The sequence below is a fragment of the Mesorhizobium sp. USDA 3734 genome (assembly GCF_056279665.1).
Window position 1 is genome coordinate 7268905 of the sequence record NZ_JBWCCW010000001.1, and the last position, 16951, is coordinate 7285855.

14 protein-coding genes and 1 pseudogene are annotated in these 16951 nt (G+C 63.5%); 9 read left to right on the plus strand and 6 right to left on the minus strand.

What is annotated here, in order from left to right:
- Positions 1 to 2: 2 nt before the first annotated feature.
- The 5 genes from ACZ89F_RS34875 to ACZ89F_RS34895 all read left to right on the plus strand — a co-directional run bounded on the left by ACZ89F_RS34875 (position 3) and on the right by ACZ89F_RS34895 (position 7748).
- A complete protein-coding gene (locus ACZ89F_RS34875; RefSeq protein WP_476096738.1) occupies positions 3 to 2276 on the plus strand; it encodes a xanthine dehydrogenase family protein molybdopterin-binding subunit in 2274 nt (757 codons plus the stop codon).
- Complete coding sequence (locus ACZ89F_RS34880; protein WP_476096739.1) at positions 2273 to 2881, plus strand: hypothetical protein; 609 nt, start codon at positions 2273 to 2275, stop codon at positions 2879 to 2881. The genes ACZ89F_RS34875 and ACZ89F_RS34880 overlap by 4 nt, the downstream gene beginning before the upstream one ends.
- A gap of 154 nt (positions 2882 to 3035) precedes the next feature.
- Positions 3036 to 4211, plus strand: coding sequence for an efflux RND transporter periplasmic adaptor subunit (locus ACZ89F_RS34885; RefSeq protein WP_476096740.1), 1176 nt, complete (start codon positions 3036 to 3038; stop codon positions 4209 to 4211).
- A gap of 79 nt (positions 4212 to 4290) precedes the next feature.
- Positions 4291 to 7470 carry an efflux RND transporter permease subunit gene (locus ACZ89F_RS34890; protein ID WP_476096741.1) on the plus strand — a complete coding sequence of 1060 codons (3180 nt, stop codon included), beginning with the start codon at positions 4291 to 4293 and terminating at the stop codon, positions 7468 to 7470.
- Positions 7471 to 7589: 119 nt separating this feature from the next.
- Positions 7590 to 7748, plus strand: coding sequence for a DUF3309 family protein (locus ACZ89F_RS34895; RefSeq protein WP_269907514.1), 159 nt, complete (start codon positions 7590 to 7592; stop codon positions 7746 to 7748).
- A gap of 60 nt (positions 7749 to 7808) precedes the next feature.
- On the opposite strand, the pseudogene ACZ89F_RS34900 reads toward ACZ89F_RS34895, so the two are convergent.
- Together ACZ89F_RS34900 and ACZ89F_RS34905 are read right to left on the minus strand one after the other, a co-directional pair.
- A pseudogene (locus ACZ89F_RS34900) lies at positions 7809 to 8769 on the minus strand (SDR family oxidoreductase).
- A gap of 47 nt (positions 8770 to 8816) precedes the next feature.
- Positions 8817 to 9029 carry a DUF680 domain-containing protein gene (locus ACZ89F_RS34905; protein WP_476096742.1) on the minus strand — a complete coding sequence of 71 codons (213 nt, stop codon included), beginning with the start codon at positions 9027 to 9029 and terminating at the stop codon, positions 8817 to 8819.
- 95 nt (positions 9030 to 9124) lie between these two features.
- On the opposite strand from ACZ89F_RS34905, the gene ACZ89F_RS34910 reads away from it, so the two are divergent.
- The gene (locus ACZ89F_RS34910; RefSeq protein WP_476096743.1) at positions 9125 to 10033 is read left to right on the plus strand and encodes a LysR family transcriptional regulator; all 909 of its coding nucleotides are present in this window, start codon (positions 9125 to 9127) and stop codon (positions 10031 to 10033) included.
- Here the strand turns inward: ACZ89F_RS34910 and ACZ89F_RS34915 are convergent.
- The 3 genes from ACZ89F_RS34915 to ACZ89F_RS34925 form a co-directional block, all read right to left on the minus strand.
- Positions 9997 to 11172 carry an MFS transporter gene (locus ACZ89F_RS34915; RefSeq protein WP_476096744.1) on the minus strand — a complete coding sequence of 392 codons (1176 nt, stop codon included), beginning with the start codon at positions 11170 to 11172 and terminating at the stop codon, positions 9997 to 9999. The genes ACZ89F_RS34910 and ACZ89F_RS34915 overlap by 37 nt on opposite strands.
- Before the next feature lie 130 nt (positions 11173 to 11302).
- Positions 11303 to 11611, minus strand: a complete 309-nt coding sequence (locus tag ACZ89F_RS34920) for a DUF1244 domain-containing protein (RefSeq protein WP_476096745.1) — start codon at positions 11609 to 11611, stop codon at positions 11303 to 11305.
- Positions 11612 to 11625: 14 nt separating this feature from the next.
- Positions 11626 to 12423: an N-formylglutamate amidohydrolase gene (locus ACZ89F_RS34925; protein WP_476096746.1), complete on the minus strand. Its 798-nt coding sequence runs from the start codon at positions 12421 to 12423 to the stop codon at positions 11626 to 11628.
- A 287-nt stretch (positions 12424 to 12710) separates the two neighbouring features.
- Here ACZ89F_RS34925 and ACZ89F_RS34930 point away from each other — a divergent pair, with 287 nt between their 5' ends.
- The 3 genes from ACZ89F_RS34930 (at position 12711) to ACZ89F_RS34940 (ending at position 15761) form a co-directional block, all read left to right on the plus strand.
- A complete protein-coding gene (locus tag ACZ89F_RS34930) occupies positions 12711 to 13157 on the plus strand; it encodes a DUF1036 domain-containing protein (RefSeq protein ID WP_476097459.1) in 447 nt (148 codons plus the stop codon).
- Positions 13154 to 14590 carry a pyruvate kinase gene (gene pyk / locus ACZ89F_RS34935; protein ID WP_476096747.1) on the plus strand — a complete coding sequence of 479 codons (1437 nt, stop codon included), beginning with the start codon at positions 13154 to 13156 and terminating at the stop codon, positions 14588 to 14590. The genes ACZ89F_RS34930 and pyk overlap by 4 nt, the downstream gene beginning before the upstream one ends.
- A 222-nt stretch (positions 14591 to 14812) precedes the next feature.
- Positions 14813 to 15761 (plus strand): IS630 family transposase gene (locus ACZ89F_RS34940; protein ID WP_476090555.1). Its coding sequence is split into 2 segments (ribosomal slippage): positions 14813 to 15148 and positions 15150 to 15761, totalling 948 coding nucleotides; the frame shifts between segments, so codons are not numbered across the junction.
- A gap of 6 nt (positions 15762 to 15767) precedes the next feature.
- Here ACZ89F_RS34940 and ACZ89F_RS34945 read toward each other — a convergent pair.
- Positions 15768 to 16835: an alpha/beta fold hydrolase gene (locus tag ACZ89F_RS34945; protein WP_476096748.1), complete on the minus strand. Its 1068-nt coding sequence runs from the start codon at positions 16833 to 16835 to the stop codon at positions 15768 to 15770.
- Between the last annotated feature and the right edge of the window lie 116 nt (positions 16836 to 16951).

A 16951-nucleotide genomic window follows, 5' to 3' on the forward strand; every position in this document is an offset into this window, starting at 1 on the left:
CCATGGCCAGTATCGGAAAGATCGCCCGCCGCACGTTTCTGATTGGCGCTGCCGCCGTCGCGGGCGGCGTTGCCGTCGGCTACTACTATTATCGCAAGCCTTTTCCGAACCCGCTCGAGGCCGAGCTCGGCAAGGGCGAGGCGACCTTCAACCCCTATGTGAAGATCGGTGCCGACAACACCATCACCATCGTCGCGCCGCGCGCCGAGATGGGGCAAGGCATTTCGACGACGCTTGCCGTCATGGTCGCCGAAGAGCTCGATGTCGGCCTCGACCGGGTCAAGGTCGAGCATGGACCGGCCTCCCATGCCTATTACAACGCTGCGATCCTCGAAGAGGGCGGTCCATTCGCCTTCTTCGACGAGAGCATGACCGCGCAAGCGGTGCGCTCGGGTCTCGGTGTGGTCGGCAAATTCCTTGCCCTGCAGGGCACGGGTGGTTCGGCTTCGACACGCGATGGTTTTGACAAGATGCGGCAAGCGGGTGCAGCCGCCCGGCAGATGCTGATCGCCGCAGCGGCGCAAAAACTGGGTGTCGCCGCCGCCGATCTGGAAACGGCTGACGGTTCGATCCTGCACAAGGCGTCTGGCAAGTCGCTGACCTACGGCGCGGTCGCCGCGGCCGCCGCCGCGATGGCGCCGCCGGCCGAAGTCAGGCTCAAGGACCGGGCCGACTGGAAACTGCTGGGAAAGCCGCAAAAGCGCATCGACATGCTGGCCAAGGTCACCGGGGCGCCGATCTTCGGCATCGATGTCAGGCTGCCGGACATGCTCTACGGCACGGTCAAGATGAGCCCACGCTTCTGGGCCACGCCGGTCAAGGCGGACCTCTCCAGGGCCGGGAAAATACCCGGTGTGATCAAGATCGTGCCGCTCGAGACGAATTATGGCCATGGCTTCGGCATTATCGCCGACAATACATGGGCGGCGTTCAGGGCGGCCGAGGCGATCGACGCCCAGTGGTCCGATCCCGAATACCCACTCAGCAGCGCCGCCATTGCAGATGTGCTGAAGCAGGCGCTTGCCACCAAGGGCTCGGTGATGCGCGACAATGGCGACGTCGATACCGCCTTTGCCGATGCGCCGCGCGAAAGGATCCTCGAGGCCGACTATGAGGTGCCCTATCTGGCGCATGCGACGATGGAGCCGATGAACGCGACAGCGCAGCTCAAGGATGGTGTTTTGGACATCTGGTGCGGCAATCAGGCACCGACCCTGGTGCGGCAGCTTTGCGCCACTGCGGTCGGCATCGAGCAGGACAAGATCACCGTGCATACCACCTTCATGGGTGGCGGTTTCGGCCGGCGCGTCGAGATGGACTACGCGCTGTGCGCCGCGCTGATGGCGAAGGAGACAGGCGGGCGCCCGATCAAGGTGACCTGGACGCGTGAGGAAGACATGCGCCACGACGCCTATCGACCAGCCGCCATAGGCAAGTTCCAGGCGCGGCTCGGCGACGATGGCATGCCGGTCGCCGTCGACATGAAGATGGCCTCGCCGTCGGTGATTGCCGGCACGCTGCGCCGGCTGTTTCCTTCGATATCGCCGCTCGGTCCCGACAAGACCATTGTCGATGGCGCCTATGACCAGCCCTACACCATCCCGAATTATCGGGTCAGTGGTGTCGCGGCGCCCGTCTCCATCCCTGTCGGCTCCTGGCGCTCGGTCGGCAGTTCGGTCAACGGCTTCTTCCATGAAGGCTTCATGGACGAGATCGCCGCTGCCGGAAAAATCGATCCGGTCGAGATGCGCAAGAGACTGATGGCCGCCTATCCCTCGGCGGTGAAGGTGGTGGAGAAAGTCGCCGCCATGGCGAAATGGGGTGAGGCGCTGCCCGCCGGCAAGGCCAAGGGCATGGCCTTCACGCTGTCCTTCGGCAGCTGGGTCGGCGAGATCATCCAGGTGACGGACACACCGGCCGGCATTCGTATCGAGAATGTGTGGATCGCCGCCGATGTCGGCACTGCACTCGATCCCGGCATCATCGAGGCGCAGCTGATTTCGGCCGCCATCTACGGCCTGTCGGCGGCGATGGGTCAGGAAATCACCTTCGCCGACGGCATGGTCGAACAGTCGAACTTCCATGATTTCGATGCCATGCGGATCTTCCAGTGCCCGGTCTTCGAAGTCGCCATCCTGGAAAACTTCCACAAGATGGGGGGCGTCGGTGAGGTCGGCACGCCGCCGGCGGCTCCGGCGCTTGCCAATGCCATCTTCGCGCTCACCGGCAAGCGCATCCGCACGCTGCCGCTGTCGAAAACGGTGGCCTTCGCATGAAGAAGCTCCTCATCATGCTGACGCCTGCTGCCATGCTTGTCCTGGCAGTGCCGTTCGCGATCGCGCAAGAGAGCCAGACGCCGGCGCCGGTGACGGTCGACGCGGCGAAAGGCCTGTCCGAATGGGACAAGATCTATGCGGTGTTCTCGCATCCGCGCTGTGCCGACTGTCATGTCGCGGATGATCGTCCGCGCTGGTCCGGCGCGCATTACGGCGGCACCCGCGTTCACGCCTTCAACGTCCAGCGTGGCGCCGACGGTTCGGGCTTCGGCAATCCGGGCCTGCGTTGCACGACATGCCATTTCTCCAGCAATTCCAATGCATTGCATGGACCTCCCGGTGCCGAGAATTGGCATCTGGCGCCGGTCGAGATGGTCTGGTTCGGAAAGTCTTCGCCGGAAATCTGCGCCCAGATCAAGGATCCCGCCCGTAATGGCGGGCGCAGCCTGAAGGATATCGCGCTGCATGTTCGCGACGACAAATTGGTCGCCTGGGGCTGGGCGCCGGGGTCGGATCGTGAGCCGGCTCCGGGCTCCGCCGAAGCAACCTATCAAGCGATCGAAAACTGGGCGGCGGCCGGCGCATCTTGTCCGGTGGCGCAATGATCCCGCAACTTTCACACTATATTGCGATGCAACTTTGATGTAGAAGCGCGCTTCGCCGATCACGGCAAATTGAACACGGCCCGGCGCGCACCCATATCGGCGACGCGCCCGCGTTATGAGGACGCTGGCCGAACCCGCAGTGGAAAAAACGACGATGCCGAGAATCAGGTTTCACAAGCTTGCAGCCATTGTTGTGCTCATTGGTTTCGCAGCGTGGATGGCGACAGGCGAGTTTTCGTCGGTCGGCAGCGTAGCCGCCAACAAAGCCAAGGCAGCCGAAGTCGAGCAGGCCAAGGCGCCGGACGCGGCCAAGCCCAAGGCGGCGGAAGCCGAGCCGAAGGCACCGCTGCGCACCGTCGCGGTGGTGACGCCGCCGCGCAAGACCTATGCGCGCGCCATCCGCATTTCCGGACTGACCGAAGCCGACAAGCGGGCGGTGCTGGCAACGCGCGTCGCCGGCGTTATCGACAAATTGCCGGTCAAGCAGGGCGATCATGTCAAGACCGGCGATCTGGTGCTGATGCTGGCGGCGGAAGAAAAGATCTCGATGGTCGACAACGCCAAGCAGCTCGTGGTGCAGCGCCAGGCCGAGCTGGACGCGTCGCTGCGGCTGATGAAATCAGGAAATTTGCCCAAGCTGCAGCTCGACACCGCCCGCTCCAATCTGACCCTGGCGCAATCGCAGCTGGATACCGCGCAGGCCGAGCTTGACCGCAACGAAGTCAAGGCGCCGTTCGACGGCGTCATCGACCGGGTGCCAGTGGAACTCGGCAGTTCGATCATGCAGGGCGGCGAGGTGGCAACCATCCTCAAGCTTGATCCGGTGATTGCCCGCGGTGAAGTCAGCGAGCGCGACCTCGGCTACCTCAAGCTGGGCGATAAGGCCAATGTACGGCTGGTCAGCGGCCAGACGGTCGAAGGCACCGTGCGCTACATCAGCCGCGACGCATCGTCGGCGACCCGCACCTTCCGCGTCGAGGTGGCAATCCCCAATGGCGACGGCTCCGTACCGGCCGGCATGACGGCGGAAATCGCGCTCAACGCACAACCGACCGACGCGGTTCTGCTGCCGCGCTCGGTGGTGACGCTCGGCGACAAGGGCGACCTCGGCATCCGTGCTGTCGGCAAGGACAACAAGGTGGCGTTCTTCCCGATCGACCTCGTCGACGACACGCCGACCGGCCTCGTGCTCGGCGGTATCCCGGCAGACGCGCGCATCATCGTCGCCGGCCAGGAGTTGGTGACGGAAGGCGATCTGGTCAATCCGGTCGAGGCCGACCAGGCGACCATCAAGAAGCTGCTCGGCGAGGCAACTGCCGGCACGCAATAGCCAGGTCGTGGCGGACTAGCCCTGGGCGGGGACAATCGGCTGCGACGCAGCCCCTGAAATTCAAGAACAGGCGTTAGCCATGGATATCGTCAGACTCGCAATCAACAATGCCCGCCTGACCATCTCGGTGCTGGTCTTCCTCATCCTTGCCGGCGCGGTCGCCTACCAGTCGACGCCGAAGGAAGCGGAGCCCGACGTTCCGATTCCGATGATGTATATCAGCTTGATCTATCAAGGTATTTCGCCTGAGGATTCGGAACGGCTGCTGTTGCGGCCGATGGAAAGCAAGCTGAAGAGCCTGAAGGGCCTCAAGGAAATGCGATCGGCCGCCTTCCAGGGCGGCGGCTATGTGCTGGTCGAATTCCAGCCGCAGACCAACCTGGCCACCGCGCTGCAGGACACGCGCAGCAAGGTGCAGGACGGCAAGGCCGACCTGCCGCAGGCAGCCGAAGAGCCTGTTGTCACCGAGGTCAACATTTCCGAATTTCCTGTGCTTGTCGTCACGCTCTCGGGAAATCTGCCCGAACGCGTGCTGACAGCCGCCGCGCGCGAACTGCGGGACCGCATCGAGGAGGTGCCCGGCGTTCTCGAAGGCTCGCTGCAGGGGGCGCGCGACGATCTCGTCGAGGTCGTCATCGATCCGATGAAACTGTCTTCCTACGGGTTGCAGCTCGATCAGCTGATCGGAGCGGTCGGCGCTTCCAACAGCCTGGTCGCTGCCGGCAACATCGAGGGCTCGGAGGGCAAATACGCCGTCAAGGTGCCGTCGCTGATCGAGACGCCGGAGGATGTCGCGGCACTCCCGGTGGTCGCCGGTCCCAATGCCGTGGTGCAGGCCAAGGACATCGCGACGATCCGTTCGACCTTCGCCGATGCCGAGACGATCACGCGCCTCAACGGCAAGCCGGCCATCGCGATCGAAGTCAAGAAGCGCATCGGCTCCAACCTGATCGACACCATCGCCAAGGTGCGGACGGTGTCCGACGAGTTCGTCAAGACCATGCCTCAGGGCATGAATGTCACCTACACGCAGGACAAGTCGGTCTTCGTCAACCAGTTGCTGGGCGATCTGCAGAACCACGTCATGATCGCCGTCATCCTGGTGTTCATCGTCATCCTCTATGCGCTGTCCGGCCGCGCCTCGCTGCTCATTGGCCTGGCCATTCCGTCATCCTTCCTGATCGGCATCCTGCTGCTGGCGATGATGGGCTACACGATCAACATGATCGTGCTGTTCAGCCTCATCCTGGCCGTCGGCATGCTGGTCGACGACGCCATCATCGTCACCGAGTTCGCCGAGCGACGGATGAGCGAAGGCATGTCCAAGGAGGAAGCTTTCGCGCTTGCCGCCAAGCGCATGGCCGGTCCGGTCATCGCCGCGACGATGACGCGCATTGCCGCCTTCTCGCCGCTGCTGTTCTGGCCGGGCATCATCGGCGATTTCATGAAGTACATGCCGATCACGCTGATCGTCACGCTCTCGGCCTCGATGCTCTACGCGCTGGTCTTCGCGCCGACGCTGGGTGCGATCTTCGCCAAGGCGCCGCCGCATCACGAGGACGACAATCGCGACGGCTGGTACATGGCAATCGTCAAGCAGGCGGTGCGCTTCCCCATCACCGTGCTGGTGCTGACCGTCGCGCTCTTGTTCGGCGTCGGCTTTGCCTATTCGAAATACGGCGCCGGCGTCGAGTTCTTCCCAAATGTCGAGCCGGATTACGGCCTGCTCTACGTGCATGCCCGCGGCAATCTCTCGCTGGCCGAAATGGATACCGCAACCAAGATTGCGGAAAACAGGCTGCTCGGCTGGCCGGGTGTGAAGTCGGTCTATACCCGCGTCGGCAAGACGCAAGGCGGCGGCCAGGACGTTCCCGAAGACGTCGTCGGCGTCATCCAGTACGAATTCATCGACTGGCGCGAGCGTAAGTCGGCCAACCACATCCTGGACGATCTGCGCGGCGTCATGGCCGGCATTCCCGGCGTCGACGTCGAGGTGCGCGTGCCGGAGGCCGGTCCGCCGACCGGCAAGCCGATCCAGATCAGGCTCTCGGCCGTCGACCCCAAGGGGCTCGATGACAAGGCCCGTGCTGTCGCGGCGCGCATCGGCAAGGTGCCTGGCGTCATCGATATTTCCGATGGTTTGCCGCCGCCCGGCGTCGACTGGGCGCTCGAGGTCGACCGCGCCAAGGCAGCACAGTACGGCATCAGCCCGACTTCGGTCGGCACCGTGGTGCAGTTGGTGACCAACGGGCTGAAGCTCTCGGAATACCGGCCGGCCGGCGCCGACGATGCCGTCGACATCCGGCTGCGGCTGCCCGAAGACCGGCGCACGCTGTCGACGCTCGACGAACTGCGGGTGCAGACCTCGCAGGGCTCGGTGCCGATCTCGAACTTCGTTGTGCGCAAGCCCGAGCCGACGGTCGGCATCCTCAACCGGATCGACGGGGCGCGTACGGTGGTCGTCCAGGCCAATGTCGCCGCCGGCGCCCAGGTCGCGGCCGTGCAGGAGCAGGTCACCAAGGCCGTCTCGGAGATGGATCTGGGCAGCGGCATCCGCTGGAAGCTGGCCGGCTCGAACGAGGACAGCGCCGAAGCCAGCGCCTTCCTCAGCAAGGCCTTTGGAGCAGCAATCTTCCTGATCTTCCTGGTGCTTTTGGCGCAATTCAACAAGTTCACCAGCGTCTGGTTGGTGCTGTCCTGCGTTGTCATGGCGACGATCGGCGTGTTCCTCGGGCTGCTGATAACTGGCGAGACGTTCGGTATCGTCATGTCGGGCATCGGCGTCATCGCGCTGGCCGGCGTGGTGGTGAACAACAACATCGTGCTGATCGACACCTATGACCGGCTGCGTGAAGAAGGCTGGGACAAGGTCGAAGCGGTGCTGCAGACCTGCCGCGAACGCGCCCGCCCGGTGGTGCTGACGGCGGTGTCGGCAATCCTCGGCGTGCTGCCGATCGCCTTCGGCCTCGGCCTCGAAATCTTCCATCACGAGACGACGATCAACGCGCCGTCGACGCAATGGTGGATTTCGCTATCCTCGGCGATCGTCTTCGGCCTGTCGTTCGCCACGGTGCTGACGCTTGTGGTGACGCCGTCGATGCTGATGGTGTTCACCCGCGCCAAGGTCAAGCCGGGTGCACGGCGCGGCTGGTTCAGCCGACTGTTCCGGCGCGGCAAGGGCGAGATTTCTTCGACCGATGCGACGGGGCAGGATGTCGGAGCCGAGCCGGAGATCGCCTTTCCGAAAGCCGCCGAATAGACCATTGCCGATTTGACCGGCAAAGGCCGCCCGGAACAACCGGGCGGCCTTTTGCATTGTTCTTCCCGGATACAACGCAGAGCGTTGTCTCATAGCAACGTCAATGCGGGGAATTTCTTATGCCGATCACCACCATTATCATCATCGTCCTGATCCTTGTCCTCATCGGCGCGGTGCCGGCCTGGCCGCATTCGCGCTCCTGGGGATATGGGCCGTCGGGCATTGTCGGCGTGGTGCTGGTGGTGCTTCTGGTGTTGCTGTTGATGGGGCGGCTCTGAGCCGCCCCTTCAGTCTGTGGAGAGGCAGGCAGGCGCTAGTAGCCGCGCCCGCCTTGCCTGTCAGGCAGCCTTCGCAATGCCGTTCACGGTGGCGATGCCGATATCCCCGAGCGCCTCGGCGACCGCCTGATCGAGAGGCGTGTGGGGGATTTCGCCGATGATGCCCTCCAGCCTTGCCGAAGCCAGTTGGTGCGGCTCGAAGCGCAGATAGGACATCGACACGATCTCGCGCCACATCGCCACGAACGGGCTGCCGGCGCGCAGCACCCACCAGGCCATCGAGGTCATCTTGAGCGGGCGACCAAGTGCCTTTTCGGCTGCTGCCTTGATCTCCAGGTCGGTGACGGCATGGCCCGGAAAGTTCAGCGCTTCGTAGGAGCCGAGCCTGTCCAGGTTTTGCGCCAGTCCGACGAAAGCCTTGGCCAGGTCCGGCAGATAGGCCCATTCATGCACCAGATCGACCGGGCCGGGCGCGGTGTAGATGCCCTTGTTCATCTTGGCTGCGACGACCAGATCGAACCATGAGCCGCTGCCGGTGCCGCCGAAGAAGTCGCCAGCCCGCAGAAGAATGGTGCGAACGTGGCCGGCGTTGGCCTCACGGCGAAACAGGTCTTCCATGGCCACGCGGATGTGACCCTTTTCGGTCGTCGGGTGGAAGGGCGTATCTTCTGATATCACCGCCGGGATCGGCGAGCCGAAATTGTAGACGTTGCCCGGGTGCGAGGTGCAAAGCACCGTTTGCCCGGCAGGCGGCCATGACGTTCTCGGCCATCGGCATGCATTTGACCCATTCGGTGTAGATCGGGTTGAGGCCGTTGAAGATGATGTCGACGCCCTCCGTGGCGCGGATAAGCGCTTCGCGGTCGAGCCCGTCACCGGCAACGGCCGTTGCGCCCTTGAGTTCGGCCGGCACCTTGCCGCTGCGGGTAATGGTGCGGACATCATAGCCCGCATCGATGAAGGCCTTGGCGACCACGCGGCCGAGCCGGCCATTGGCACCGAGAATTGCGATCTTGGTCATTGGAAGTACTCCTGGGCTGGGATTGCGTGGTCGGACGGGAAACCTGATCAGCGGCCGAAAAGGTCGCGATTGCTGCCCTGAGCGACCGGGTGCTGGACGGTTTCAGCCGGCTTCGTGATCGACGTGGTGATCGTGCTGTCGGCGCTGGTGACAGGGGCAGCCGGCTGGCTGGCATTGTTCGAGCCAAACTTGTCGCTGCCGGCATAGGCGGAGGCGGTAGCAATAAGTATGGCGGCGGTGGTGAGTGCGATCTTTTTCATTTCTGGTCTCCTTGTTGGTGTTTGCAGTCCGAATATGATGGCCTCGAAGTTGAATTGAAATTGACTATGAATGGGGTTTCGATATTCATTTTTGAATGAGTGAAATCGACTGGAACCTGATCAAGAGCTTCGTCACCGTGGCGGAAACCGGCAGCCTGTCGGCTGCCGCGCGAAAACTCTCGGCAAGCCAGCCGACGCTCGGCCGTCACATCGGCGAGCTCGAACAGGCGCTGGGTGTCACGCTGTTCCGGCGTGGGCGGCGCGGCTATGAACTGACGGAGGCCGGCAGCACGCTGTTCGAACGCGGCAAGGCGGTCAGCGAGCAGGCAAGCGCCTTCTCACTGCTGGCGCTGGGTTCGGTCGAGGCCATCGAAGGTACGGTGCGCATCGCCGCCAGCGAGGTGGTGGCAGCCTATGTGCTGCCGCAGATGACGATGCGGCTGGGGATCGAGGAGCCCGGCATTGAGGTCGAGATCGTTGCTTCCAACCAGGTCGAGAACCTGTTGCGCAGGGATGCGGATATCGCCATCCGCATGGTCAAGCCGGCGCAGAATGAGCTGACGGCGCGCAAGGTCTGCGATATTCCACTCTGCGCCTGCGCCGCCAGATCGTATCTCGACAGGCGCGGCCGCCCGCTGAAGCCCACCGACCTTGTCGACCACGATTTGGTCGGGTTCGACCGCAGCGACGACATCATCAGAGGCTTTACCCAATATGGCATCCCGGTCACCCGGAGCAGTTTCCGCTTCAGGGCCGACAACCAGATCGTTCTGTGGGAGGCGGTTCGGGCGGGAAACGGCATCGGTCTCGGCCAGGAGCCGCTGGTCGACCGTGACCCATCGGTGGAGAAATTGCTGCCCGGACTGCCCCTGCCGGTACTGCCGGTGTGGCTGGCGATGCACCGCGATGTACGCACCAGCGTTCGCATCCGCCGGGTAGTGGATTTTCTCTACGAGGAGCTGAAACGCTATTCGGCGGGTGCTGCCGCGAATTCGGCGCGGTGAGCGAGCCCGGCCATCAGCAACACGACGATCAGCAGCCCTGACATAGCGACGAAGATCGGGCCGAAGCTGGAGTGCTCGGCAACGAAGCCGATCGCCGATGGCGCCACCAGGATGCCGGAATAGCCCATCGTGGTGACGACGCTCATGCCGGTGCCCGACGACATGCCTTCCTGGTTGCCGCCGGCCGAGAAGATGATCGGCACCATGTTGGCGATGCCGAAGCCGCACAGTGCAAAGGCGGCGATCGCAAGCCAGGGCGAGGGCGACAGTCCGGCGATCAGCATGCCGGCGGCCGCGACAACCGCCGAGCCGCGTAGCGTCGTCACCGCGCCGAAGCGATTGCGCACGCCGTCGCCGAAGAAGCGCATGATTGCCATGACACCGGAAAAGGCCGCGTATGCGAGGCCGGCGACGGCAAGGTCGGCGCCGAGTTCCTGCCTGAGATACAGCGCTGCCCAGTCGAGCACCGCGCCCTCGGAGATCATCGTCAGCAGGGCCATCAGGCCGACCAGATAGACCATCGGGTTTGCCGGCAGCGTGAATTTGTGATGCTCCGCCGCCTGCGGCCTGTCCTCGCCGACCAGATGGCGAACCGCCACCGCGATCACCGCGAAGGCGAGTGCGGTCACCACCGCCGCGTGAGTGAGATGGCCGTAAGTCTGGATGGCGAATCCGCCGAGGCCGCCGCCTGCGAATCCGCCGAGGCTCCAGAAGCCGTGCGACGACGACATGATGGCGCGGGAGAGCCGCCGTTCGACCACCACGGCATTGGCGTTCATGGCGACGTCCATGCCACCGATCGAGCCGCCAAAGATGAACATGGCTATGGCTGCCAGCGGCACGTTGGGCGCCAATGCCACGACCAGCAGGCCGAGGCTGCCGCAAAGGCCGAACCAACGCAGCACGGTGCGCGAACCATGTCTGGAGATCAAATGGCCGCACCAGGTCATGGCGGCGATGGCGCCGGCGCCGAACAGCAGGATCAGCAGGCCGAGCGTGAACTTCGAGATGTCGAGCCGGGTCAGGAACACCGGGATCTGCGGCGCCCAGCTGCCGGTCAGGAAGCCGTTGGCGAGAAAAATGGCTGCGACGGCCCATCGTCCACGAATGGCAGTCTGCATGGTGTTCGACGCGTTCATAAGGCGAATCCGGTCAGAAAATGGCTTCGCGCGGCAAATTAGATCGATTCAATTTTCAGTCAAGCGCTGTTCGGGAAAGCATTTAGCCCAAACAGACGATTGGAGGCGATTGAGGCTGTCGACGGTTGACCTAGTGGTCCTTGGGCCGCCTTGCCTCGAATTCGGCCTTCTTGGTGTCGGAGGCCTCGGTCTGGTTGAGCGCCTGCCATTGCGCATAAGGCATGCCGTAGACGATCTCGCGCGACTGGTCCTTGGTGAGGTCGATGCCGTCGGCATTGGCCGCCTCGCGATACCAGTTCGACAGGCAGTTGCGGCAGAAGCCGGCGAGGTTCATCAGGTCGATGTTCTGCACGTCTTTACGCTCGCGCAAATGCTCGACCAGCCGGCGGAAGGCGGCCGCCTCGAAATCGCGTTGCTGCTCGTCGCTGAGTTCAGTCATGGTCACAGCCTCCGTCATAGCGGCCCGGTGCGCGAGCCGAATTGCTTGACCACATGTATATCGGGACGGCGGTCGATGGCGTCAACGATCGGCGCCAACCGTTCGGCCCAGGCGAGCGCGCCCTTCTGGTCAGCGATCAGGTCCTGGCGGATCTCGATCAGCGCATGGGCGAAGCCGTTGACGATGGCATGCTTGTACATGGTGTCGCCGCGCAGAGCGCCGTCATAGGGCTCGTTGTCGCCGACAACGAGGTCGTTATCGGCGGCCAGCATGTCGATCAGCGGCCGCGCCACCCGGTCGTCGAGGTCCCACAGGATGCCGACATGCCAGGGACGCTGGATCCCTTGCATGGCAGGGGTAAAGGAATGCACCGAGAAGATGAAAGGCGCCTGGGCAGAGGCCTGCGCGACCGAGGCAATCATGGCGCCGACGGCGTCGTGATAGGGCCGGTAGAAGCCATCAAGCCGCCTTTCGCGCTCCTCGGGAGCGATGGGGTAATTCCCGGGCACGACGGTGCCGTCATAGAGCTGGCGAATGAGCGTCGGATCGTCCTCGCCACGATTGGGATCGATCAGCAGCCGCGAAAAATTGGCGAGCACCGCCGGCACGCCGAGCAAAGCGGCCAGTTCGCGCGTCACCGCCTCGACGCCGATGTCATAGGCGATGTGGCGGTCGAACTCCGCCGCCGGCAGGCCGAGGCTGCCATAGTCGTCGGGCAGGTCGCGGCGGGCATGATCGCCCAGGAGCACGATGCCTCGCTTGCGGTCGCCTTCGACAACATCGAAAGGCGCGAAAACTGTGGATCGGGTCATTGGCGGGAAATGGTCTGTTCGCTGGCTTCCGGGGAGGGTGCTATCGTCATTCCACGAAGACGACGCTTGCGCAATGCCGTTGTTTGGCCAAGGTTTCCCGAGAAATCTGGCAGCGGACGGCGAATTGTGCGCCGGAGCCTTTCTAAATCGATTGGAATTGAACAAAACGGTGCGTTGACATGCGCCCGGACTTTTCCGAAAAGGGGCGCAGAGAGATGCTGATGTGGTTCTTGAGGGGTTTTCGGATGAGTTCCGCCGGCAGGCAGCGCATGCGCTCTGCCTTTGCCATGCCGCTCCTCAGCCTTGCCGTGGGCCTGTCGGCGATGGTCATGGCCTCGCCGGCGCGTGCCGATTTCCGCGTCTGCAACGCCACGCAGAACCTCGTCGGCGTCGGCATCGGCTATCGCGCCAAGGCCGGCTGGATCACCGAGGGCTGGTGGCACATCGAGGGATCGAGCTGCAAGACGCTGATCGAAGGGCCGCTGTCATCAAGGTTTTACTATCTTTATGCAGAAGACGCCGAGCGCGGTGGACGCTGGGACGGCCCGATCAACATGTGCGTGGCCGAAAAAGAGTTCAAGATCGCCGGCGTAACCGACTGCGTCGCCCGGGGCTTCCAGCGCGCCGGATTCCAGGAATATGACACGGGCGAACAGGCAAGCTGGATGGTCCAGCTGACCGACGAGTCCACAACGGGAGGCGCTCCAGCCGCCCCGGGAACAAACAGTCAATGAGACGTAGCCGCAAGGTCAAGATCCTAGCCACCATCGGTCCGGCCTCCTCGTCGGAGGAGATGCTGAAGAAACTGTTCGAAGCGGGCGCCGATGTGTTCCGCATCAATATGAGCCATACCGATCACGAACTGATGCGCACGCTGGTCGGGCGCATCCGCGCTGTCGAGGAGGCGGTCGGCCGGCCGATCGGCATCCTGGCCGATCTGCAAGGGCCAAAATTGCGCGTCGGCAAGTTCGCCAATGGCAAGGAAGTGCTGACGCAAGGCCAGACCTTCACGCTCGACGACAATCCCGAGCCCGGCACCTCGACCAGGGTCTATCTGCCGCATCCGGAAATCCTGAGCTCGGTCGAAGCCGGTCACCGCCTGCTGATCGACGACGGCAAGCTCGAGCTGAAGGCAGTGAAGAGCGACGGCAAGTCGATCGTCTGCACAGTCGTTGCCGGCACCACGATTTCCGACAAGAAAGGCGTCAGCCTGCCCGACACCGACCTGCCGGTCGGCGCGCTGACCGAGAAGGACCGCAAGGACCTCGATGCCGTGCTGGCGACAGGCGTCGACTGGGTGGCGCTGTCCTTCGTGCAGCGGCCGGAGGATCTGGCGGAAGCGCGCAAGATCGCGCGCGGCCGGGCGCTGATCATGGCCAAGATCGAAAAGCCGCAGGCCGTTGCCCGGCTGGCCGAGATCATCGAACTGTCCGACGCGCTGATGGTCGCCCGCGGCGATCTCGGTGTCGAGATGCCGCTCGAGGCGGTGCCCGGCATCCAGAAGCAGATCACGCGCGCCGCACGCCGCGCCGGCAAGCCGGTGGTGGTTGCAACGCAGATGCTGGAATCGATGATCACGGCACCGGTGCCGACCCGCGCCGAGGTGTCCGATGTTTCGATCGCCGTCTTCGAAGGCGCGGACGCCATCATGCTGTCGGCGGAATCCGCGGCGGGTGCCTATCCCGTTGAAGCCGTGGCGATGATGAACCGTATAGCCACCAAGGTCGAAACCGATCCGACCTATGCCGGCATCATCAATGCCCAGCGCTCCGAGCCGGAAGCGACCGGCGCCGACGCCATTTCGCTGGCCGCGCGCGAGATCGCCGAAACGCTGAAGCTGTCGGCAATCATCACCTATACGGCGTCCGGCACCACAGGCCTGCGCGCCGCCCGTGAGCGGCCGCAGGTGCCGATCATCGCGCTGTCGCCGATCCTCAATACGGCGCGGCGGCTGTCGCTGTTATGGGGCACGCATTGCGTCGTCTCACCGGATGCAATCGATCTTGACGACATGGTCGACCGCGCCTGCCGCATCGCCTTCGACGAAGGCTTCGGCAAGCCGGGAGACCGCGTCATCATCACCGCCGGCGTGCCGCTGAGGACGCCGGGTTCGACCAACATGCTGCGCATCGCTTATATCGGGTCGGACACGCAAACCAGCCGCTAACCCTCTAGTGCAGTTCACCGTTTCACGGAAACGGCGAAGCGCTCTAACTCTTTGTTTTGACGCAATTCCCAAGGGAAAGCGCTATGCGCTTTTCCCGGGAAAACCGGTTCCCATTTTTCCTGGAATTGCTCTAGAGCGTTTCCTACTTTGAGAGAATCGTAGGATTCCCAAATCAGGCTGTTTGTGATTCAAGATGCAGGCTGGGTTGGAGGCCAGCATCTAATGACGCGAGCGCTTTCAAACGATCTTCGTGAGCGTGTTGTTGAAGCAGTTGGCGCAGGCGAGAATTGCCGTACCGTGGCATCGCGCTTTGGCGTTGCAGTTTCCTCTGTCGTGAAGTGGTCGCAGCGCTATCGAGCGACCGGCTCGGTGGCGCCGGGCAAGATGGGCGGACATCGCAAGCGCATTCTTGAGCCGCATCGGGCCTTCATCGTGGAGCGGATCAATCAGACCTCTGAGCTGAGTTTGCATAGGCTGAAAGACGAGTTGGAAGCGCGCGGGGTCAAGGTCTCGCACAATACGATCTGGATGTTCCTGCGCCGCGAGGGCCTGAGCTTCAAAAAAAACACTGTTCGGCCTTGAGCAGGCCCGCGCTGATATTGCCCGCAGGCGTCAGCGATGGCGGTCCTGGCAGGCGGGTCTCGATCCACAGTGCCTGGTCTTCATCGATGAGACCTGGATCAAGACCAACATGGCTCCGCTGCGCGGTTGGGGGCCGAAGGGCAAGCGGCTGCGCGGATTGGCTCCGCACGGCCATTGGCGCACGTTGACCTTCCTTGGCGCGCTGCGCTGGGATCGGCTCGCGGCACCTTGTGTCTTCGACGGACCGATCAACGGCCAATGCTTCCGGGCCTATGTCGAGCAACAGCTCATCACCGTTCTGAAGCCCGGCGACATCGTCGTCATGGACAATCTGGGAAGTCATAAGTCGGCCGCCATCAGGCAGATGATCAAGGCTGCCGGCGCCAGGCTTTGGTACCTGCCGCCTTACTCTCCGGACCTCAATCCGATTGAGCAGGCCTTCGCCAAGATCAAACACTGGATGCGCCAGGCCCAGAAACGCACTGTCGAGGAAACTTGGCGCCACATCGGCCACCTCGTCGAAACCATCGAGGCAGCCGAATGCAAGAACTACTTCGTAAATGCGGGATACGCTTCCGTCAAAACGTGAAACGCTCTAGGTCGGCGCCAGCTCGGCGTCCGGCACTTTGAGGTCGGCGCATTTGCCGGCACCGAAGGCGTCGTTGGCAATTCGTGCTTCCACCACCTTCGCCATCGCCTGCAGGTCGATGTCCTTGCCGGCGACCTTCTCGATGGCGCCGATGGCGAGGTCGGGCGCGATCCAGTCCGGCTTATGGCCAAGATTGTGCACCCAGACCAGTTCGGCGCCGGGGATATCGCGCACGAGGCCGACCGAATGGATCGTGGCATAGACCACCTTGTCGCGGTCACCGGAGAGGACAACTGTCGGCGCCTTGATCTCGCGGTAGTGCGGCGAGGCGTCGAGCGCATAGCGGTAAAGCCCCGCGACATCGGTGGCGTTGGCGCGAAAGGCCTTGGGCCTGAGCACCAGCGCAATCGAAGCCTCGCCGACATAGTTGTCCGGCACCCTGTTGGGCGAGAAGACGCAGGTGGTGGCGTCTGCCATCTGCAGCGTTCCGGCCGGGTAGGTCAGCGTTTCGGAAAACAGCCAGCCAACCACCGGCATGGTGGTCAGATTGTAATACCAGGACGTTGCGCCGCCCGGCCATGGGTGGGTCGCCGGTGCGAGGAAGACCAGGCCAAGCGTCCTGTCGGGATGCTCGCGGCCAAACGCCGTGGTCACGGCGCCGCCGAAGGAATGGCCGACGATGACAGCCTTCCTGATACCCAGACGGTCCATCAGCGCGGCGATGGTGTTGGCCTGCGCCGACGGGTCCTCGTTGTTGCCGGGGCCGCGTCCCGACCAGCCATGGCCTGGCCGATCGAAGAACAGCATTTCGGCGCGCCCTTGCAACAGCGGGCGCAGCGGTAGCATCTGGTCCCTGAGATTGGCGCTGGCGCCGTGGATGAAGACGATCGGCGGCAACTCGGCATTGGCGGGTGCCGGAACATGGACATAGTGGATGCGGGCGCCGTTGATGTCAGCGAATTCGCCGATCGGCGGATTGCGGCGCTCGATCAGCCATGAGCCGACGCGGGTGACGCCAGCCAGGCTGAACACAAGCGCCATCAGGAAAGCGAGGCCGGCGTAGAACAGGTTCATGGGGAGATATACGGGGGTGGAGGGGGATAAGTTGTAGGGCAGTAGGGCAGTAGGGCAGTAGGGCAGTAGGGCAGTAGGGCAGTAGGGCAGTAGGGCAGTAGGGCAGTAGGGCAGTA